19 protein-coding genes and 2 pseudogenes are annotated in these 21,102 nt (G+C 36.0%); 6 read left to right on the top strand and 15 right to left on the bottom strand.

Features of this window, described 5'->3' with window-relative positions; genetic code table 11:
- Window positions 1-126: 126 nt before the first annotated feature.
- From LKW28_RS10000 to LKW28_RS09985, 4 genes and pseudogenes are all read right to left on the bottom strand, one after another.
- Window positions 127-510 (bottom strand): annotated as a pseudogene (locus tag LKW28_RS10000) (ATP-binding protein); the annotation flags it as partial.
- 546 nt (window positions 511-1,056) lie between these two features.
- Window positions 1,057-2,187 carry a Ger(x)C family spore germination protein gene (locus LKW28_RS09995; protein WP_229140216.1) on the bottom strand — a complete coding sequence of 377 codons (1,131 nt, stop codon included), beginning with the start codon at window positions 2,185-2,187 and terminating at the stop codon, window positions 1,057-1,059.
- Window positions 2,184-3,647: a spore germination protein gene (locus LKW28_RS09990; RefSeq protein ID WP_229140215.1), complete on the bottom strand. Its 1,464-nt coding sequence runs from the start codon at window positions 3,645-3,647 to the stop codon at window positions 2,184-2,186. Before LKW28_RS09990 ends, LKW28_RS09995 begins: the two co-directional genes overlap by 4 nt.
- Window positions 3,634-4,725, bottom strand: a complete 1,092-nt coding sequence (locus tag LKW28_RS09985) for a GerAB/ArcD/ProY family transporter (protein ID WP_229140214.1) — start codon at window positions 4,723-4,725, stop codon at window positions 3,634-3,636. The genes LKW28_RS09990 and LKW28_RS09985 overlap by 14 nt, the downstream gene beginning before the upstream one ends.
- Window positions 4,726-4,993: 268 nt before the next feature.
- On the opposite strand from LKW28_RS09985, the gene LKW28_RS09980 reads away from it, so the two are divergent.
- The 5 genes from LKW28_RS09980 to LKW28_RS09960 all read left to right on the top strand — a co-directional run bounded on the left by LKW28_RS09980 (window position 4,994) and on the right by LKW28_RS09960 (window position 9,553).
- Window positions 4,994-5,557: a recombinase family protein gene (locus LKW28_RS09980; RefSeq protein ID WP_035197637.1), complete on the top strand. Its 564-nt coding sequence runs from the start codon at window positions 4,994-4,996 to the stop codon at window positions 5,555-5,557.
- Between the two features lie 47 nt (window positions 5,558-5,604).
- Window positions 5,605-7,053, top strand: a complete 1,449-nt coding sequence (locus LKW28_RS09975; RefSeq protein WP_035197639.1) for a Mu transposase C-terminal domain-containing protein — start codon at window positions 5,605-5,607, stop codon at window positions 7,051-7,053.
- Complete coding sequence (locus LKW28_RS09970) at window positions 7,046-7,855, top strand: AAA family ATPase (protein ID WP_035197641.1); 810 nt, start codon at window positions 7,046-7,048, stop codon at window positions 7,853-7,855. The genes LKW28_RS09975 and LKW28_RS09970 overlap by 8 nt, the downstream gene beginning before the upstream one ends.
- Window positions 7,856-8,017: 162 nt before the next feature.
- Complete coding sequence (locus LKW28_RS09965; RefSeq protein ID WP_041098603.1) at window positions 8,018-8,593, top strand: recombinase family protein; 576 nt, start codon at window positions 8,018-8,020, stop codon at window positions 8,591-8,593.
- A 114-nt stretch (window positions 8,594-8,707) separates the two neighbouring features.
- Entirely contained in the window at window positions 8,708-9,553 is an 846-nt protein-coding gene (locus LKW28_RS09960; protein WP_010731423.1) for an AraC family transcriptional regulator, read from the top strand.
- Between the two features lie 50 nt (window positions 9,554-9,603).
- On the opposite strand, the gene LKW28_RS09955 is transcribed toward LKW28_RS09960, so the two are convergent.
- The 11 genes and pseudogenes from LKW28_RS09955 to LKW28_RS09905 all read right to left on the bottom strand — a co-directional run bounded on the left by LKW28_RS09955 (window position 9,604) and on the right by LKW28_RS09905 (window position 20,193).
- Window positions 9,604-9,882 carry a DNA polymerase beta superfamily protein gene (locus LKW28_RS09955; RefSeq protein ID WP_229140213.1) on the bottom strand — a complete coding sequence of 93 codons (279 nt, stop codon included), beginning with the start codon at window positions 9,880-9,882 and terminating at the stop codon, window positions 9,604-9,606.
- A 70-nt stretch (window positions 9,883-9,952) separates the two neighbouring features.
- Window positions 9,953-10,894: a formimidoylglutamase gene (gene hutG, locus LKW28_RS09950; RefSeq protein WP_229140212.1), complete on the bottom strand. Its 942-nt coding sequence runs from the start codon at window positions 10,892-10,894 to the stop codon at window positions 9,953-9,955.
- Window positions 10,887-12,143, bottom strand: coding sequence for an imidazolonepropionase (gene hutI / locus LKW28_RS09945; RefSeq protein WP_229140211.1), 1,257 nt, complete (start codon window positions 12,141-12,143; stop codon window positions 10,887-10,889). The genes hutG and hutI overlap by 8 nt, the downstream gene beginning before the upstream one ends.
- A 29-nt stretch (window positions 12,144-12,172) precedes the next feature.
- Window positions 12,173-13,827: pseudogene (hutU, locus tag LKW28_RS09940) on the bottom strand (urocanate hydratase).
- On the bottom strand, window positions 13,797-15,359 hold the full coding sequence (hutH, locus tag LKW28_RS09935; RefSeq protein WP_229140210.1) for a histidine ammonia-lyase: 1,563 nt from the start codon (window positions 15,357-15,359) through the stop codon (window positions 13,797-13,799). Before hutH ends, hutU begins: the two are co-directional and overlap by 31 nt.
- 147 nt (window positions 15,360-15,506) lie before the next feature.
- Complete coding sequence (gene hutP, locus LKW28_RS09930) at window positions 15,507-15,944, bottom strand: hut operon transcriptional regulator HutP (protein WP_229140209.1); 438 nt, start codon at window positions 15,942-15,944, stop codon at window positions 15,507-15,509.
- 197 nt (window positions 15,945-16,141) lie between these two features.
- Window positions 16,142-16,981: an aldo/keto reductase gene (locus LKW28_RS09925; protein WP_229140208.1), complete on the bottom strand. Its 840-nt coding sequence runs from the start codon at window positions 16,979-16,981 to the stop codon at window positions 16,142-16,144.
- A 122-nt stretch (window positions 16,982-17,103) separates the two neighbouring features.
- Complete coding sequence (locus LKW28_RS09920; protein ID WP_229140207.1) at window positions 17,104-17,277, bottom strand: twin-arginine translocase TatA/TatE family subunit; 174 nt, start codon at window positions 17,275-17,277, stop codon at window positions 17,104-17,106.
- Window positions 17,278-17,356: 79 nt separating this feature from the next.
- Window positions 17,357-17,956, bottom strand: a complete 600-nt coding sequence (locus tag LKW28_RS09915) for a response regulator transcription factor (RefSeq protein ID WP_229140206.1) — start codon at window positions 17,954-17,956, stop codon at window positions 17,357-17,359.
- Window positions 17,953-19,092, bottom strand: a complete 1,140-nt coding sequence (locus LKW28_RS09910) for a sensor histidine kinase (protein ID WP_229140205.1) — start codon at window positions 19,090-19,092, stop codon at window positions 17,953-17,955. The genes LKW28_RS09915 and LKW28_RS09910 overlap by 4 nt, the downstream gene beginning before the upstream one ends.
- Before the next feature lie 63 nt (window positions 19,093-19,155).
- Entirely contained in the window at window positions 19,156-20,193 is a 1,038-nt protein-coding gene (locus LKW28_RS09905; RefSeq protein WP_229140204.1) for a fatty acid desaturase, read from the bottom strand.
- Between the two features lie 306 nt (window positions 20,194-20,499).
- Here LKW28_RS09905 and LKW28_RS09900 point away from each other — a divergent pair, with 306 nt between their 5' ends.
- Window positions 20,500-21,090, top strand: coding sequence for a guanylate kinase (locus tag LKW28_RS09900; RefSeq protein ID WP_229140203.1), 591 nt, complete (start codon window positions 20,500-20,502; stop codon window positions 21,088-21,090).
- Window positions 21,091-21,102: the final 12 nt, after the last annotated feature.

The raw sequence follows: 21,102 nt of genomic DNA, 5'->3' as shown, positions 1-21,102 counted from the left end.
TGTACTCTATTGATACAAGTGTAGTAGACTGTCACTTTGAACGGTATTTTGCGCATATTTTAAATACTATTTTGCACGAGATGAAATATAAAAATCTATCTTCATGTAAAAGATAGATTTTAATAATTACTTGATTCCGATAACTAAACTGTCTCGTGCAGCTTCAACAACTTCTGTTGTAATGGTTTCAAGATTATTAATTTCAAGTATCCTTTCAATCTGGGTGAAGAGTCTTTGTATAAGCCTGAAGTTTCCTCCAGTAATCTTAATAATACTAGTTATTGCTTCGTAATCAGAAAAATCTTCAAGTTTTATAGAAAGTCCTAACTCTTCCCATTTATACTCCAAAATATGATGAGCTTCATCTTTACTGAGTTTATCAAACTCATGGGCAAATCCAATTCTGGAATAAAGTTGAGGATATCGAGCTAATCTTTTCTCAATTCCAGGCATTCCGATCAATATCATTGCTAAGTCATTTCGATCATATAAATCCCTTAGTTGTTCCAATTTCATGGAAAAAGTGGATGTCCCCTTGGAATGTTTTTTTTCTTGTTATCCTGTTTCCTTTTCCACATATGAACCTCCACTATGTAATGAACTAGTAGTCTTAGTATGTGGAAAATATTCCAGAATATGTGAGAGAGGATTTTGGCATAAAAAAGCACCCCCATTTGTTATTGAGGGGCAGTCCAAGATAAGAGAGATTTTTTATATTGTTTCTCTATCTAAATGTTTAATTATGTTGTTTATAAAGGTGATTTTCTCCTTAATAATTCTTTAAAGTTCAGGATTTTCACATAGAAGCATTTCTTCCTTTAGTTTCTCAATATGACTACTAAACAATTGTAACTCGGAGTAATATTTCCCTTCATGGATATTATGAAGGAGAATAGATAAATTAAAACGGTTTTAACAAAAGTTTTGAATTAACCTCTCAGACATTTTTATTTTAATCTTTTTCATTGTTTAGTAATTTATTCTCCTTGTCTTACTGTTTTAAATATTTATAAATAAATTATTTGAATTAGCAACTAAGTTTATCTAACTCCAGTTTCAATCATATAAACCCCTGTTTTCTAAGAGGAAATTTACTGTAACATTTTTTATAGAATTAGTAGATAATGTATAATTTTTTAATTGTTGTGGTTTAACCCTATCATGGAAAAGTATATTTTTTAGATTATATACGTCAATTTCCTTATCAATTCCATTTTGATAAGTGGACCTTATTTCTGCTTCAATCTGTTTTGTTACCAATTCTTCTATTTTTTTTGAGGAAAGGTGTTCTTCCAAATCTGTTAATGTTCCTTTTGCATCAACATGTATGTTGAAATGGAATTTTTCTCCATCCCTAACTACATTTATTTTTACAGAAGGTGACGTTATTCTTACAACACCCTTAATTTTATTATCTTCAATAATATCTACTGGTGTATTTTTAATGTTTTTTTGCGTCCATCTGAGACCAGTAAGCTCTTCATATGACAACCATTCTTTATACTTTCCTTCACTTACAGGAAAAGCACCATTTATTTTTAAGGTGCTTTTAGTTTTTGGTTCTGTAACAGATTCCTTCCAATCTGTTTCGTTAATAGAAATAGAAGGCAGCAAAGCTGTTCCTCCTGGTTCATTATAAATCGAAATAAATTTATGCAAACGCATCGGTTTTATATAAGAATATTGATAATATGTATCTGTTGGCTTATACAAGATCGTGTTTAATGGTGGCAGTTGAAAAAAGCCAGTTGAGCTAAGTATTTTTTCAATTGACTCTTTTGTTCCGAACATCCATGGTGTATAACGAAATTCTCCATTTTTCTTTAAGGATTCCTCCACTTTTTTTATACCTTTTTCCAAAACAGACTCTGAATAGATAATTGCTCCTATATGTGACCAGTTCATAGTTTGTTGGGATGTTCGATATAAATCGAAGATAGCATCATTAATAGTACGACCTGAACCAGTGCCTATATATAATGGCACGGGTTGTCCCGATTTGCCACCTTCCGTTTTAGCTACATTGGAAAAATCAAGTAATTGAACATACATTATATATTTTTCATCTTTATAGTCAATTCCTATTGTTGTGACGTAATTCACTTCACCAATTTCGTGTTCATCCCAGCATCCTGTTAAAATCAATAATACGAATGCTATCATCAGCAGGACGATTAATTGTTTCATTTTTTTTCATCTCCCTGACGGTCAGTATCATTTGTGTCAAGGATCTTTGCGCGTTCATCTTGTTGTGCAACTGGGTATTTCAGTAAAGATTTAGAAAAATCATTTTTTACATATGGTGAGACTGGACTTAAATAAGGAATACCAAATGATTCTAGCTTTGCAAGGTAGCCAAGTGTTAAATAGACACTGATAAAAAAGCCAAACATTCCTAGAACAGAAGAAAGAAAAATTGAAAAGAATCGTATAATTGTAACTGTCCCATAAAGAGCTTGATTACCTAGTGTAAAGGTTGAAACAGCAGTAATTGCAGAAACAACTAACATAGTTGGAGATGTTAAACCTGCTCGAATTGCTGCGTCACCTACGATTAGTCCACCTACAACTGCTATGGTTTGACCAACTGCCTTTGGCAATCGGACACCTGCTTCGCGAAATAACTCAAATAGGCTTAGCATTAATAATACTTCTACTGCTGAATTAAAAGGTATACCTAATCTAGAAGATGCTATTGTTGCTAGTAACGGAAATGGAATTTGGTCTACATTAAATGCAGATAACGCAACCCAAAAAGCAGGTAAAAATAAGGACAACATTAACCCCAAAAGTCTAAGTAAAAGTTCCAAAGAAGCATAGTAATATGGAGTATGTTCATCCTCAGCAGTATGGAGAAACAATCCCAAATTACCTGGTGCAATTAATACGTTGGGAACATTATCAATAAAAATAGCAAATCTTCCTCTAACAAGACTACTGACAACACCATCTGGACGAGATACAGATTTCATTAATGGAAAAAGAGAATACTTAGAACCACCAAGAAGACCCAGTAATTGGTTGTCGCTGTTTATAATATCTATATCAATATTAGTTAAACGGTGAGTGACTTCTTTAATCATCTTTTTATTTTGTATATCTGTTATGTAAACTAATCGAACTTGTGTTTGACTTCTTTTACCAAGAGTAAAAGACTTTGTTACAAGAGAATTCGATTTAAGCCTTTTCCGTACTAAAGCGATGTTTGTACTCAAATCTTCAACAAAAGCGTCTCTTGGACCACGCAATGATACCTCAGTATGAGATTCTTCTGGTGATCTTTTTGGCGGACTGGATGTATTAAAGAAATATAAATTTTCAGCAATCAATATTGCTGTATAGCCATTAAAAATTTTCTCTTGGAGTGTATTGTCAACATTTATTTCATGATTGCGCAACGTAATACGTTCGGAACAATTTATATTTTCTACACCTTTTTGTCCATCACGGTAGTATTTGTCTTGAATGTCTGGGAGTATACTATTTATTAATAATTTATGTTCAATTAAACCATTGCAGTAGATAATAAGCATTTGTTCCTTTTTATTATTTGCATATAAGTGTTGTTTCTCAATGGATACGTCTGTTGAATGTTGGAAAAGATTCGTAATATACTGTTCCTTTTTTTTATAATTATCTCTTCTCATCTGTAGACACCCTGTTCGTTGAAATTTTAATTAAAAAGGCAATAAAGACTGTGATAAAAACACCAAAAAAGATACTTCCAATGTAATAAAATCGTGATAAAAAGATGAAGAATTCTTCATTTGAAATAGGTAATGTAATGACAATTAGATAGATAACACAAATAAAGGCTTGAATATAAAAACGCTGCTTTTTCTTCTTAATGTCAAAGGGCAGTGTAATCATATACAAAATCATACTTATATGGATAAAAGCACCAGATAACCATTGATAAATGGAAAAAAAATCGAGATGATTGAAATAATTACCTATCCCTAAGATACGCCACTGAAAAAAGGCAGGATATCTCAATTTCCCTGCTTCCTCTACTCCAAAAGTTGAGATACTGCCAAGTAGTGGTCCGACAGTTAGAATGGATAAAAAAGTGATGAGAAGTAAAATGTGTAAAAACTTCAGTTCCCTATCGACGTGATGCTGTAAAAATATCAGTAAAATTATTTCAATGGCTGAACCAAATGCAAAAAGCGAACCATGAAACACTTCCTTCCACCCATTCTCCACTAATACAGGTGTAATAAGTGTATAGTTTTTATCAGGAGTGGTACCAATTGCGACAAACAAACCCAATATAATAACGAATGGAAGTACAACACCTGCGCAAATGGCAATTACATTTATCTTCCCGTATGAAATATAAATGGATGCAGTTAGAATGAATAAAGATACCACTACTACGGGTGTATTAAACAAAAAAGTTTCATTTATCCACAATACCGTTTCTTTTAAAGTAATAAAACCAGTAATAGACAAATAAATGAACAATAAAAAAGCAATTGTTCGACTAAGCAGTCTGGAATATGTAGATGATATCCATTCAAAAATAGATACTGATTGAAATTTCCTTGTAACATACAATAATAATAAGGAGAACAAAAGGGTAAATATATAACCAATAATTACACTTATCCATGCATCACGACCTGCAGCATTAATTAAAAATGGGATAACAATGACATGATTAGTTAACCCCATACTTAATAAAAAAATCGCAAAAAGCTGTATGATGTTGATTTTTGTCATCAAAAAACTCCCTATAAAATCTATTTATAATATTATATTGGCTAAATTACTTAAGACTATTCGCATTCTCCGATTTTAAACAAATATTATATAATGATATTTTTTGGAGAGACCTACATTTCAAAAACGAATGTTTTTGAGACGTTTTTACTATGAATATTAAATAGCTTAAAGCCATAAGAAATATTGTCTTTAAAGATTGCTCAAAATCTATGTTTCATATACCACCCTTTATGATATAATTATATTGAAAAGGTGGTATTTTTTTATGAGTCAGTACATTTATGGTTATGCTCGAGTAAGTACTCGTCAGCAAGATTTAGCACGGCAATTAGATTTATTAGAAAAATATAATTGTAATGAAATTCTTACAGAAAAAATGACAGGAACAAAATCAAACCGACCAGAGCTAAATCGTCTAAAAGACAAATTGAGACCTGGGGATATTGTTGTAGTAGAAAGTTTTTCAAGATTAGGTAGAAGCACAAAAGACTTAATCGATCTAGTTAATTACTTTGAAGAGAAAAATGTAAAATTAATCAGTGTGAAAGAAAATTTTGATGCTACCACCCCGCAAGGGAGGTTAATGATGACTGTTTTTCAAGCTTTTAGCCAGTTCGAACGAGATTTGATTGTTGAACGAACTAAAGAGGGGCTAAAAAGTGCTAGAGCAAGAGGAAGAAAAGGAGGACGACCAAAAGTAGGAACTAAAGATATTACAAAAGCCATTAATCTTTATAATACTAGAGAATACAGCGTTAAAGAAATTGTAGAAATGACTGGTATAAGTAGAGCCACTCTATATCGATATTTAAACAATGACAACAATTAGAGGAACTAATAGCATTAGCTTCATTAATTAAAAGGAGCTGTTTCTATATGGGAAAAGAACTTCCATCATTGACTTCGTATTCAGAAGAGCAGAGACAAATAGCTATGGAAAAATACAGGTTAATTGAGCCATATATTAACCGTGAGAAAAACTTGAAAGCTATTGCTGAGGAATCTGGTGTTTCAAAACGTACACTTCACTATTGGGTTAGTAAGTATCAGCAATTTGGATTAATTGGATTGATTCGAAAGAGTCGAACAGATTCTGGAATATTTAAAGTGGAAAATGAAGTACAAGAAGAGATTAAGAATTTAATACTTAGTCACAAAAGAAATTCAGTCACTTCTATTCATAGGAAGATTTGTGAGACATGCAAAAAGAATAATTGGAAGCAACCCAGTTACTATCAGGTTTATGCTATTTCAAAGTCTTTATCACAAGGACTAAAAAAACTAGCTTATGAAGGAAAAAAAGAATATCAAAACACTTATGATTTAATTCACCGACGAGAGGCTAGTTATCCTAATCAAATTTGGCAAGCTGATCATACCCCATTAGATATAATTGTTTTAAATGAAAAGGGAAAACCGGAAAGACCTTGGCTAACAATTATTTTAGATGACTATAGTCGAGCAGTTGCTGGATATTTTTTAACTTTTCAAGACCCGTCTGCTATACAAACATCTTTAGTTTTGCACCAAGCAATATGGAGAAAAAGAAACCCCGATTGGCAAATATGTGGTATCCCTGAAAAGTTTTATACAGATCATGGAAGTGACTTTACCTCCAATCATTTGGAACAAGTAGCAATTGATTTAAAAATTAATCTTGTTTTTTCTACAGTAGGAGTTCCAAGAGGGCGTGGGAAAATTGAAAGATTCTTTTTAACTATTAATCAGTTGTTTCTACAAGATTTACCTGGATATATTGGAAATCAGCACAGCCCTGCTCTTCTTACTCTTAAAGAACTTGATGATAAATTATCAAATTTCATTATATATAATTATCATCATAGGGTTCACGGTACAACAAAAAAAGAACCCATCAAAGCTTGGAATAATTCTGGATTCCTCCCCAATATGCCAGATAGTTTGGAAAGCCTAGATTTATTATTGTTAAATGTAGCAAAACCGAGGAAGGTTCATTCGGATGGTATTCACTTCCAAGGTTTAAGGTATATAGATACAAATCTAGCTGCATATATTGGTGAAACAGTCATTATTCGTTATGATCCAAGGGATATTGCAGAGATTCGAGTGTTCTATCAAGACAAATACTTATGTACTGCTATTTCCCCTGAGATATCTGATTACCAAGTAGATTTAAAAGATATTGTTTCCGCACGAAATAAGGTGCGTAAAAATCTCAATAAGCAAATTGATACCAGAAGAACTGTTGCAGAAGAAATTGCTTTATCACAGCAAAAAGATTTGGAGAACAAGTCGAATAAATCTGATTCTAAAAAGTCAAAACTCAAGAGGTATTTCAATGAATAAATCACAGAAGTTTATTGAAACAAAAGAGTATAAAAGATTTGCAGAGTTTTGTGATGCTTGTATCAAATATAAATATATAGGAATTTGTTACGGACTACCGGGAGTAGGAAAAACGTTATCCTCAAGATATTATTCAAACTGGGATTATATCGAAAAACAAATAGATTATAAATATAAGAAAAAAATTGGTTTAGATACAGATGAAAGGATTCTTAAAGCTAGAACAATTTTTTATACAGCGCCAGCAATACGTGCTACTAAAATGACTGACGAAATTAGTATTATTGGTGGTAAAATGGGTATGACTAAAGCTATTTATAAGGTAAATAACGGAGGGGAAGAAGAATATTCTACTGATACTTATGAAGATATTGATCTTATAATTGTTGACGAAATAGATCGATTAAAAGTGCAAAATTTGGAACAACTAAGGGATTTATATGATCGAAATGACTTAGCAATGATATTGATCGGAATGCCTGGAATTGAGAAAAGATTAGCTCGATATCCTCAACTTTATTCCAGAATTGGATTTGCCCATGAGTTTGATAAACTCAGTAAAGATGAAGCTCATCATATTTTGGAGTATAAATGGGAAGAGTTAGGACTTTCTATAAAACTTGAAGATTTTTCTGATTACGAAGCAATAACTAGTATTATTAAGATTACTGGAGGAAACTTCAGGCTTATACAAAGACTCTTCACCCAGATTGAAAGGATACTTGAAATTAATAATCTTGAAACCATTACAACAGAAGTTGTTGAAGCTGCACGAGACAGTTTAGTTATCGGAATCAAGTAATTATAAAAATCTATCTTTTACATGAAGATAGATTTTTATATTTCATCTCATGCAAAATAGTATTTAAAATATGCGCAAAATACCGTTCAAAGTGACAAGTAGACTGATAAAATCATAGTTAAGAGTGTCTCATAAGACTTGTCTCAAAAACGAGGTGATATTTTGCGAAAAATCGGTTATATACGTGTCAGTTCGACTAGCCAAAATCCTTCAAGACAATTTCAGCAATTAAACGAAATCGGTATGGATATTATTTTTGAAGAAAAAGTTTCTGGGGCAGCAAAGGATCGCGAGCAACTTCAAAAAATGTTAGAGGATTTACAGGAAGGAGACATTATTTATGTTACAGACTTAACTCGGATCACTCGGAGTACGCAGAACTTATTTGAATTGATTGATTTAATACGCAGGAAAAAGGCAAGCTTAAAATCACTCAAGGATACATGGCTAGATTTATCAGAGGATAATCCATACAGCCAATTCTTAATTACAGTAATGGCTGGTGTGAACCAATTAGAACGAGATCTTATCCGTATGCGTCAACGAGAAGGGATTGAGCTGGCTAAGAAAGAAGGGAAGTTTAAGGGTCGTTTAAAGAAATATCATAAAAATCACGCAGGAATGAAATATGCAGTAAAACTATATAAAGAAGGCGGTATGACTGTAAATCAAATTTGCGAAATTACTAATGTGTCTAGGGCTTCATTATATAGAAGGCTATCGGAAGGAAACAAATAGTTTGTCCTGATTCTATCAAAAGGTTTATTTTTTGATACCAACATTTTTAGGCATGAAATGTCGGCAATTATTATCTATTTTGTTTTAAAGTAAATATTGAAAGGGAGTAAACTTATGGATTGGCTAGAAAGAATGAACAATGCGTTAAACTACATTGAAAATAGCTTGAATGAAGAAATAGACTATAAAGAGATTGCAAAAGCAGCTAATTGTTCTGAGTTTCATTTTTCAAGAATGTTCTCTTCAATCTCAGGTATATCGCTATCAGAATATATTAGACGTAGACGGTTAACACTCGCAGCATTTGAAATTCAAAAAAGTGATATTCGGATCATTGATGTGGCAATTAAATATGGTTATGTTTCTTCTGATACTTTCTCACGTGCTTTTCAAAAAATGCATGGAGTAACCCCTTCCAATGCTCGTAATAGAGGGGTACAGTTAAAAGCCTTTCCCAGAATTTCCTTTCAAATTTCTATTAAAGGAGATACCGAGATGGAGTACAGAATTGAAAACCTTGATTTTGAATTAAGAATTGTTGGAAAAAGTAAGCCAGTAAAAACAAGCAGAGCATTTAAAACAATCCCTACGCTTTGGAACACTGCGAAAAAAGATGGATTTATGCAAGAACTAGTAGATATGTCATGGGAAAATCCAAAATGCACGCTTGAAAGCCTTCTGGGGGTTTGCGGAAAAGAAGCTGCCATAACAGATGAACAATTTTCCTATTTCATGGGCGTAAGATACGATGGGGAATCCCCAGAAAATATGGAGACGCTTATTATTCCCGCAAGTACATGGGCAGTTTTTCCGAACATAGTGGATGCATGGAAACGTTTATATTCCGAGTGGGTCCCTACCTCCGAGTATGAACTTGCAAATTTACCGTGTATAGAATGTTATTACGGTCCGAAGCATAAACCAAGACACGAACTCTGGGTCCCTGTTATCCCGAAGTAAATTACATATTCAGTAATAGAATGCTGTTTATGGAGTAACGAAAAAAGAGCCTAATTTCTCAATTTAGGTGATGGGAAATCAGGCTTTTTATATTGGAAATTCCTTATCGTTGTAAATCCGCATTTTCCTGACGCTACCCCAATCACGTCCCGCTTTTGATCAATTGAAAGGTACCAATCCATTCTATGTATATAAATAAAACGAACATCATAATCACTTTCCTCTGATGAAGTTCCCCACATTCGGCTGCCTGCTTCACAGGCATAGAGAATTTTAATGTCGTAGTCCTTTTCAACTTGAGTAAGAATTTCAAGAATATGATCTTTCATTTGGGCACCTCTCCATTTAAGAAAAGGGGATGCTACCTTCTGGCATCCCCTGTCAAATAGTATTTACTATTCACTGATACATAAATCGCATCATCACATGAGCTGCAAGTCTGCTTGTGATATCACGCACATCCTTCGATGGATCGATTTCAACAATATCCATTGCCTTGACCTTTGGATGTTTTGCAGCGGCTGTGATACCTGCCAGAAGTTCTCTTGATGTCAAACCACCAGGTCCTATTGCCGGACAGCCTGGTGCAAATGCTTGATCTACAACATCCATATCAACTGATAAATAGATAAAATCAACCTTTTGTGCCAATCGATTAATTTCTTTTTGAAGTATGGGAACAACGCCCATCTGATCAACATGATCCATCGTATATACGACAACACTCATATTTTTTACATATTCGTGATATTCCTTGGCATTTGAATAATCCCGAATTCCGATCTGGATAAGGTCCTCCCCATTTAAAAATCCACCTTCAAGCAGACTTCGAAAAGGAGTCCCATTTGTTCTGCCGCCATCCTCTAAATTTCGGACATCGTGATGGGCATCCCATTGAATGACACCAATTCGACCAAATTCCTCTTTAAATGCTCGAATTGAAGGATAGCTGACACCATGGTCACCGCCTAGTATTATATACCGATTGCATGCGTTGGTTTGCAGCATTTCTTTTACACTTATAAATAAACGTTCAGTCGTTTCCTCAAGATTAGTTGGATGTATAAGTACATCACCAAAATCTAAAATTGTTGTGTCCTTGAAATCATGATTTCGTTCCCCCGAAAAAGTAGAATATGCATTTAGTGCGTTTCGGATCGTTTTTGGTGCATCAGCTGCAAGTGATGGAGAAATTGATGACTTGGACGCTGGCAGGCCGATGATTCCAATATCGGCCTTTGCTCCTTGTATATATGGTTGGATACTTTCTGACACTTTAGTTACATATTTATCTTTGAAAATAGCTGGTTGACCCGGTGTGAGGTATTTGAAATCAGTCATTATCGGTTCTCCCCCACACTTTTGTTCCATTCATGTAGACACTGTTTGTATGGTTTACGCCAAAATGATATGGAAGGTACATATAATTTGGAATATCCCACAGGACGAAATTTGCTTTCTGACCGATTGTGAGTGTACCGGCTTCTCCTCCCCTGCCAATTGCAAATGCCGCATTGACAGTGACTGCATTCCATATTTCTTCTGGCGTCATTTTTAATTTCAGTGCGGCAAGGGACATAATCAGCTGTAAGTTTTCGGTCACACAACTACCAGGATTAAAATCCGTTGCAAGTGCAACTGCGGCTCCGGAATCAATCATTTTTCGGGCACGAGCATAGGTGTCCTTACCAAGATAGAATGTCGTTCCAGGCAAAAGAACTGCAACTGTTTCTCCTTTACACAGAAAGTCAATGGCTTCATCTGACGCAGCAACAAGGTGGTCTGCACTTGTTGCACCTAGTTTTACAGCTAGTTCAGTTCCTCCTAAAGAATCAATTTCATCAGCATGAATTTTTAGCCCAAACCCCTTTTCCTTTGCTTTTTGTAAAAAGTACTTGGATTGCTGAGTCGTAAATACACCTGTTTCACAGAAAATATCCGCAAATTCTGCGAGTTTGTCTTCTTTAACAGTGTCAAGAAGCTGAACCATTTCTTCTAAAAATTCATCCTCTTTCCCTTTGTAGGATGGAGGTATGGCATGTGGTCCCAAGAATGTTGATACAATTGAAATTGGATAATTATCTTGGAGTTTTTTTACCACCTTAAGCTGTTTTAATTCCGCTTCCGGATCTAACCCATATCCACTTTTAGCTTCCATCATTGTCACTCCGTATGAAATGATCCGTTTTAGATGGAAGGAAGCTTTTTCATATAATTCATTTTCTGTTGCCTTTCTTGTTGCTTCTACGGTTGATAAAATGCCCCCACCCTTTGCAAGAATTTCAAGGTATGGCACACCTGCTTGCTTCAGAACAAGCTCCTTTTCTCGTGAACCACCGAAAACTAAATGCGTATGCGGGTCAACTAAGCCTGGTGATACGACTTTTTGTCCCGCATCTAGGCTTTCTTTTGTTTGTATGTTATTTGCATCTTCATTTGTACCAATCCAAGCTATTTGTCCAGCTCGTATTGCAAATGCTGCATTTTGTTTAACGGTAAGTTGTTTCATTTCTTCCCCTTTTAAAGGTTTGGAAGATTCTTGTGGCAAAATTAATTGTCCAATATTGTGAACGAGTAAATCGTATTGCATGGTAGCGCTCCTTTCTTGATAAAAAGTCCTTACAACATAGGGATATCGACACCTTTTTCCTTCGCCATTTCAATTGCCTTTTCATAGCCTGCATCCGCATGACGAACAATTCCCATGCCAGGGTCTGTGGTTAAAACACGACGCAAACGTTCTTCTGCTAGATCGGTACCATCAGCAACAACAACCATTCCTGCGTGAAGGGAATAACCCATGCCTACACCGCCACCGTGATGGACAGAAATCCAAGAACCTCCTGCTGCTACGTTAATTAAAGCATTTAAAATAGCCCAGTCGCCCACTGCATCACTGCCATCCTTCATGCTTTCAGTTTCTCTGTTAGGTGAAGCAACAGAGCCACAGTCTAAATGGTCACGACCAATTACAATCGGTGCTTTCAATTCTCCCTTACGAACCAATTCATTAATCGCAAGGCCCATTTTTACCCGTTCTCCGTAACCCAGCCAGCAGATTCGAGCTGGGAGACCCTGGAACTCCACCTTTTCTTGAGCCATATTTATCCAGCGAAGCAATGCTTCATTTTCCGGAAAAAGTTCTTTAATTAGTGCATCTGTTCGATATATATCTTGCGGGTCTCCTGATAGAGCCGCCCAACGGAATGGTCCTTTTCCTTCACAGAATAATGGACGAATATAAGCTGGAACAAAGCCTGGAAAATCGAACGCATTATCGACACCTTCGTCCTTTGCAACTTGGCGAATATTGTTTCCATAATCAAAAGTCACCGTTCCTCTGCGTTGGAATTCAAGCATTGCCCGAACATGATTTGCCATTGATACTGTCGATAATTCAACATATTTTTTCGGATCGTTGACACGCAATTTGTTTGCCTCTTCGATGGAAAAACCTTCTGGCACATATCCATTTAACGGGTCATGCGAGGAAGTTTGATCAGTCATCACATCAATTTGTATATTCCGGGATAAAAGTTCATGATGTATCTCCGCTGCATTTCCAATTAATCCAATCGACAAGGCTACACCATTGTGTTTTGCTTCCAATGCCCATTTGATGGCTTCATCCAATGAATCTGTCATTCTATCACAATATTTTGTTTCGATTCGTTTTTGAATGCGGGATTTGTCAACATCCACAGCTATACATACGCCACCATTCATGGTAACAGCAAGTGTCTGTGCGCCCCCCATTCCACCTAATCCAGCAGTAAGGGTAATTGTTCCCTTTAATGAGCCGCCAAAATGTTGACGTGCAACTTCAGCAAATGTTTCATAAGTACCTTGTAAAATTCCTTGGGAACCAATGTAAATCCAGCTTCCTGCTGTCATTTGGCCATACATCATTAAGCCCTTCTTATCTAATTCATGAAAATGCTCCCAGTTTGCCCATTTTGGAACTAGAACAGAATTTGAAAGTAATACACGTGGTGCGCCCTTTGGGTCTTAAACACTGCGACGGGTTTGCCAGACTGAATTAGCATTGTTTCATCATTTTCCAAACGACGCAGGGTAGATACGATGGCATCAAATGCTTCCCAATTCCTTGCAGCTTTTCCGATTCCTCCATACACGACCAGCTCTTCTGGTTTTTCCGCAACCTCAGGATCTAAATTGTTATATAACATTCGTAATGCGGCTTCCTGCTCCCACCCTTTACACTCAAGCTCCAAACCTTTTTTTACATGATCGACACGGTTTTGAATTGACATGGTTCATTCCCCTTTTCTAGATTTATATCCGATAGATTGGCTGTCCACACTAGATTATTTTTTTTAAGCCATTCCGTCACCCTCTCAATATCCTCAGAGAACACGCGATCCGCTATGATAGAAGGCACTGTTTTTCTTGCTTCCTCGTAAAACACATGAGTTGCATGCGCCATTTTTTCGGTGCCACGGTATTCAACTGCCTGCAAAGCACAAATACATTCAATCGCTAAAACTCTTCGGACATTTTGGATTATTTGGTAGGCATGGCGTGCGCCGATTGTCCCCATACTCACATGGTCCTCCTGGTTGGCAGATGACGGAATTGAGTCTACACTTGCAGGATGCGCAAGTGTTTTATTTTCGGATACGAGTGATGCTGCAACATATTGCATAATCATTGCCCCAGATTGTAAACCTGGCTGGGCACTTAAAAATGGTGGCAAATCATTGAGCTGAGGGTTCACAAGTCTTTCGATGCGACGCTCGGAAATACTTCCAAACTCAGCAACGGCAATTTTCATAAAATCCATCGCAATGGCAATCGGTTGCCCATGGAAATTTCCGCCTGAAATAACCAAATTTCCATCTTCAAAAATTAACGGATTATCAGTGGCTGCGTTTATCTCAATTTCTAGTTTTTCCTTCACATAGTCTAATGCCTGCCAGGATGCACCGTGTACCTGGGGAATACAACGCAGGGAGTAGGCATCCTGAACCCGCTTTTCTCCTTGGTTTGTAATCAATTTGCTGCCAGATAGCAGCCCGCGAATCCGTTTTGCCACATCAATTTGCTGTTGATATCCACGTACCTCATGTATAGCAGGATGGAAAGCATCAATGATTCCTTCAAGTCCTTCAAGCGTAAGGGCAGCAATCATTTCACTTTGTAAGGCAAGTTGCGATGCTTCCAACCAATTGACAACACCCATTGCAGTCATTGCTTGGGTACCGTTAATCAGTGCCAGACCCTCTTTAGCCTGCAGGACAACTGGCTGAATGCCTTCTATTTCAAAAACCTGCCTGGTCGGGAATATCTGCCCCTTGTAATACACTTTTCCATCCCCAAGCAGGACAAGAGCTAAATGTGAGAGTGGTGCTAAATCTCCGGATGCCCCCAGTGAACCCTGCTGTGGAATAACTGGATGTATTTTCATATTTAATAAAGTTACAAGTCTTTCCGCAATGACTGGACGAATCCCGGAATAACCTTTAAGAAGTGCATTCAACCGAAGTAAAACCATGGCTCGTGAAACAACTTCAGGGAATGGATCGCCGACACCACAGGCATGGGAGCGAATTAAATTGAGCTGTAAGTCATTTACATCCTCATCGGCAATGATGACATCACTAAATTTACCGAAGCCAGTATTAATTCCGTAGATCGTCTTCTTATCAGCCACAATTTTTTCCACGGCATTCCGGCTTTGTTCTACTTTTCGAAGCGATTCTTTGCTAATCGTTACTTGTTCATCGTCATAGCAGATCTGTTTGACTTTTTCTAAAGTTAACGACTTTCCTGTTAACTCAACCATAAACATCATCCTCCTAAATATTTATGAAATTGTGGCATGTTCTAGTAATGAGTCTTCCAAAAAGTAAAGAGGCGATAATGGCATAGAGATACCATCATCGCCTCCTATTGACTAAAGGACTATAGGCAATGTAAACATTGTATTTTTTTAAATATGATTGATTCCGAGACCGATTGTTTCATGTTCAAGGCCTTTGATTGGCGCCCCAATTGTTCCGTAAAACGCTACCGCAATCCATTCGCCTTCTTCTTCATTCGTATATGGAGTTCCCCGAACAATTGCAAATCGAAGACCAACAGTTCGACTGATTTCACCGATTGCCGTTTGCCCTCTTGTTACACCTTCAATTCCTTCTATAATCGCGTGGTATAAAGCATGTGTTTCACGGTATTGTGACTCATGGATAAGACCATGGCGTTTTGCGGTTGTCTCAACCGCAGCTATAACCTTCTGCATGTTCATAGAACCGACTTTTCCTTGACAGTATTTAACATTCTGTAATAAAGGAGTAAAAAATGTCATTTCATCTTCTGTTAAGGTTGCAAGCAGTACAGCAATTTTGCCAATGGCTATTTTTTGACTCATAACTAAGAACCTCTAATTTCTGAATTTTCCTATTATCTATTAACTATCTACTATTGTATTAGTGAGCCATTCCAATTGTCAATGCATTTGGAAAATTTTAGTATATTAATATAGTAGTAATCTACCATAGTGAAGTGATTAAAACATCTTTTTTATTCAAAAAACCACACGGAGATTCCGTGCGGTTAGTTTTGTAATCATTCAAATCCTGTCATATTTGTGTCTGGGTCTGATCCAATTCGATCATTTTGGTTAAGTGCACTAATTCTCTCCATATCCTCCTGTGAAAGCTCAAAGTCAAAAACATTGGCATTTTCCTGGATACGGTTTTCTTTGATGGATTTTGGAATCGTTATAACGCCGTTTTGAAGATCCCAACGTAAAATAACCTGTGCTACGGATTTGTTATATTTTTTGCTAATTTCTAAAAGGGTTGGATCATTCAATAATTCTCCGCGCTTAAGTGGTGACCAAGCTTCTAACTGAATACCTTCCTTTTTACAGAATTCATGCAATTCTGTTTGTGTAAGATGCGGATGGTATTCAACTTGGTTTACCATTGGCTTGATTTCTGAATTTTTGATGAGATTTTCGAGATGATGCACATTGAAATTACTTACTCCAATAGCACGTACACGTCCATCTTTATAAAGTTTTTCAAGCGCATGCCAAGTTTCAATATATTTGTCCTTACCTGGCCAGTGAATAAGGTATAAATCTAAGTAGTCTAGACCTAGTTTTTGGAGGCTTGTTTCGAAAGCTTGTAGTGTTGATTCGTAACCTTGGTCAGTGTTCCAAACCTTCGATGTAACAAACAATTCTTCCCGATTGATGCCAGATTCACGAATTGCTTGTCCTACCCCTTCTTCGTTTTTATAGACAGCAGCAGTGTCGATGCTTTTATAACCATGCTTGATGGCCCATTTTACGGAATCAATAACTTCTTGTCCTTGTTGTACCTTAAATACGCCCAATCCGAACCATGGCATTTTTACTCCGTTATGTAAAGTTGTTGTATCTTGAAGTCTTTTTACCATTTATATCCTCCTTAGAATTGAAAGATTTACCATTATTAGTTTCTCACACGTAAATGCAATTTTCAAATAAGAAGATTGGATTCAAATAAAAAAGAGAGGTGCACCCTCTCCAATTCCATTTCTTATTTTGATTTAGTTTCAATATCCTCATCATCAAGGATACCTTTTGTTGCCTTTTTAAATTCTCGAAGTGTTGTTCCTGCTGCTTTTCCTAGCTCAGGAAGCTTTTTAGGTCCGAATACAATTAATGCAAAAAAGACAATTAACAATATTTCACCAAAACCAAGGTTCCCCATGATTATTCCACCCTAAAACGAAATGTATTGCATCCTTATTTTATTCCTGCACCTGCAATAATTCAATATTTTTTTCAATTTACTTAAACCAGCCTTTTTCTTTTGACTGCGTGATCGCTTCAATCCTGTTTTTTACCTCAAGTTTATCTAAAATAGTTGAAATATAGTTACGGACCGTTCCTGTCTTAATTCTAAGTTCATCCGCTATTTCCTTCGTGTTTTTTCCGTCAGCAACTAATTCAAGTACCTCACGTTCACGGTCAGTTAATGGATTTTCATCTGAGTACAAATCATCCATTAATTCTGGGGCATAGACACGTTTTCCACTCATAACACTGCGTATAGAATCAGCTAATTCGTCGCTCGGGCTATCTTTTAAAAGGTAGCCCTTCACACCTGCTTTTAAAGCACGTTGGAAATATCCTGTACGGGCAAAGGTAGTTAGAATAATCAATTTGCAATCTGTTTCTTTTAGTTCCTCGGCTGCTTCAAGTCCTGTTTTTAATGGCATCTCAATATCCATCAGGCAAATATCTGGCTGTAATTCCTTTACAAGTGAAATTGCATCTTTTCCGTTAGCAGCCATTCCAACTACTTCCATATCATCCTCTAAATTTAAGAGTGAACCTAATGCCCCAAGGACCATTTTTTGGTCTTCAATAATTACGATTCGAATCATAAAAGTCCCTCCACTTCAACCTGTCTACGAACATTTGGAATATTGATGTGTAAAGTTGTTCCATCCTCAGCTATAATTTCTAGACTTCCATTTACAAATTCTAAACGCTCTCTCATCCCTTGTAATCCATGTCCATTTACAAGATCTTTATCTTTATCTGGTCTCGTGCCAATTCCGTTGTCTTTAATCCTTAACGTTAGTTCTTCATCAGATTGTAAAATTTCAATTGTACAACAGGTTGCTTTACTATGTTTCACAACATTATTTATGGCTTCTTTTATTAACATGCTGATAATATTTTCGTAAAATAATGAAACCTCTTTTAATGATCCCTCTTGAATATACTCAAATTCGATATTAGCTGCACGCAAAATTTCTTTAACACGGGCAATTTCTTCTTTAATCCGAATTCCGCGCATTTGGGACACCATTTTTCGAACTTCATTCAATGCAGTTCTTGCTGTTTGCTGCACATCCTTTAATTCATGACGTGCTTTTTCCGGATCTTTATGTATCAGTTTCCTGGCTAAATCACTTTTTAAGCCAATCATAGAAAGCTTTTGTCCTAAAGTATCATGGAGGTCCCTAGCGATTCTTTGACGTTCTTCCTGTTTTACCAACTCAGCAATTCGTTTATTCGCATCCTCAAGTTGCTCTTCAAGTTTCTCTTGTTTCTTTTTATTATAAATATTAAATGGCAATAAAATAACGCTGATCCATACGATAATGTTGAATGGTAATTGGGTTAAAAACACCTCGTGCTGTATTACGAGATTATAATTAATCGAAAATGTTGTGGCAACTAGATGGATAATATATAGGGTTAAAAAAGCAACGCGGTTCTTGATGTTTCCATTGTAATACGCAATATAGAAAGCAAAATAAATAAAAGCGAACAGAATCGACATGGTTAATGAAATCCCGATTAAGATTGAGGTCCACAAATAAACTGGCCATCTTTTTGAGATAAAAGCAAATCGTAATGAAATGAAAAAGAAGACTGTTAAAATGAGTCCAACAATTATTTCAGTAGTCGATGACGATTGAAAGATAAAATAAAACGGCAGGATACTCATAACTGCCCAAATATATGGCGAGATTCCCGACCATTTCTGAAACAGTGAATATTTCTTCATAGGTTTACCCTCATTTTTAAATGTGTTTAGTCTGTATCATATCATAATAGAGGAAAACCCAGCTTATTTTTCTAAGCTGGGAATCTTTTTGACATCTTTTTGGTTAGCAACCATTTCTTTTATTTTTCCATAGCCTACAAACACTTTTTCATCTTCGTCCCAAAGGCGGAAATTTAGTGATTTTAAACTAGTTTTCAAAGTAATAGTTGGTACATGCTGAAGTGGCGCTGTTTGATTATGAACCTCTTCAAGCTTATAGTTAGGTACTCTTGGACTTAAGTGATGGACATGATGATAACCAATATTTCCTGTTAACCACTGTAATGGCTTCGGAAGCTTATAGAACGAACTTCCCTCAACAGCAGCTTTAACATATTCCCAGTTCTCATCTTCCTCAAAATAAGAATCTTCAAAGGTGTGCTGAACATAGAACAACCAAACACCAGCAATCCCTGAAACCATAAAAATGGTACCTTGAACAATTAAAAATGACTGCCAGCCAATTGCCCAACATAAAATAGCGGCGAGACCTACGATCCCAAGATTGGTTATATATGTGTTGAGACGTTCATTTTTTCTTGCTTTCTTTCTGTTAAAACGATTTTCAATTAGGAATACGAAAATGGGTCCTAAAATAAACATTACAAATGGATTTCGATATACTCTGTAGCATAGACGTTTCCAAGCGGATGCTTCCATATATTCTTCTACCGTCATTACCCAGATATCACCTGTTCCACGTTTATCTAAGTTTGAACTAGTTGCATGGTGGACTGAATGTTCGTGTCCCCATTTACCATAAGGAAACAATGTTAAGATTCCAAAAATGGTTCCAATGATTTTATTTGCCTTACGATTTTTAAAGAAAGAGTGATGACAACAATCATGGAAAATAATAAAAATCCGAACGAGAAAGCCTGCTGCAATCACACCAATCACTAATGTCAATATATAGGAAATGTTTAATGAATAATAAGCCAAAACCCATAATCCAAGATACGGTATTAATGTGTTGAAAAGTTGAAACAGACTAGCTTTAAAGTTTGATTTTTCAAATGGAGCTACTTGTTTTCGTAAGCTTCGTTGATCTAATTTGTTCATGTAATCGTTCCTTTCTTCATTCTCAATCATATTTTAATCAGATTTTAAAATTTAATAAGAGAATTGCTGAAAAGTTGCAAACAATTCACTACGCTTTTTATGTTATAGGAGAAAAACGGTTTGCACTAGACATAGGTGTCATGTGCAATATATGATAAATGTCATATTCGCCATCGAAAATTCTAAATACACAAAAAATTAACATTCTATTAGGGACGATTGTTCACATTTATGCTATACTTAAAAAACAGAATATTTCAACTAGTACTCGTATGTAAAATTTTTTTATTTAGAAGGAGGAAATCTATGTACAAATTAAAGGATAAACAGAGGATATTTATTTATACCGGTCCAGATGGATCAGGTAGGAAAACCTTAGGCAAAATGGTTAGTACAGCATTTGATATGCAAACTGTTCCCTCATTCACAACTCGAAGCCCCCGCCCTTTTGAAAACAACGGAGAAGATTACCACTTTGTAAGTAAAGAAACCTTTCAGCAAATGATGCAGCAAAATGAATTTCTGGAGAGTGTCGAAATTGATGGACATTTTTATGGAATACGTGAAATTGACATCGTCAATATCTTCAAGAAGCATAAGGTGGTGTACTTAACACTTAACCCAGAGGGTGCTGACCTGTTGAAACAAATGTATGGAGACAAGGCGATCCGAATCTTTGTTTATGCAGATCGTGAAACGGTACATGAACGTCAGAAGACGCGCGGGGATGGTCCAGAGGATATCAAACGTCATATGAACCATTATGATGAAACAATGGACTATAAAACTTCCTGTGAGCATGTCTATGAAAACTATGATCTGCCTCAGGTCTCATATCAGATAAGTGAAATGATTGAAACATATTTAGATAGACAGTTAATTGCAGATGATTATTAAAAAATAAGCCCC

The sequence above is a fragment of the Bacillus sp. REN16 genome (genome assembly GCF_020731355.1).
GTDB lineage: Bacteria > Bacillota > Bacilli > Bacillales > Bacillaceae_L > Ferdinandcohnia.
The sequence above is the reverse complement of the archived record's forward strand: the minus strand, read 5'-3'. Positions and strand labels throughout refer to the sequence as shown.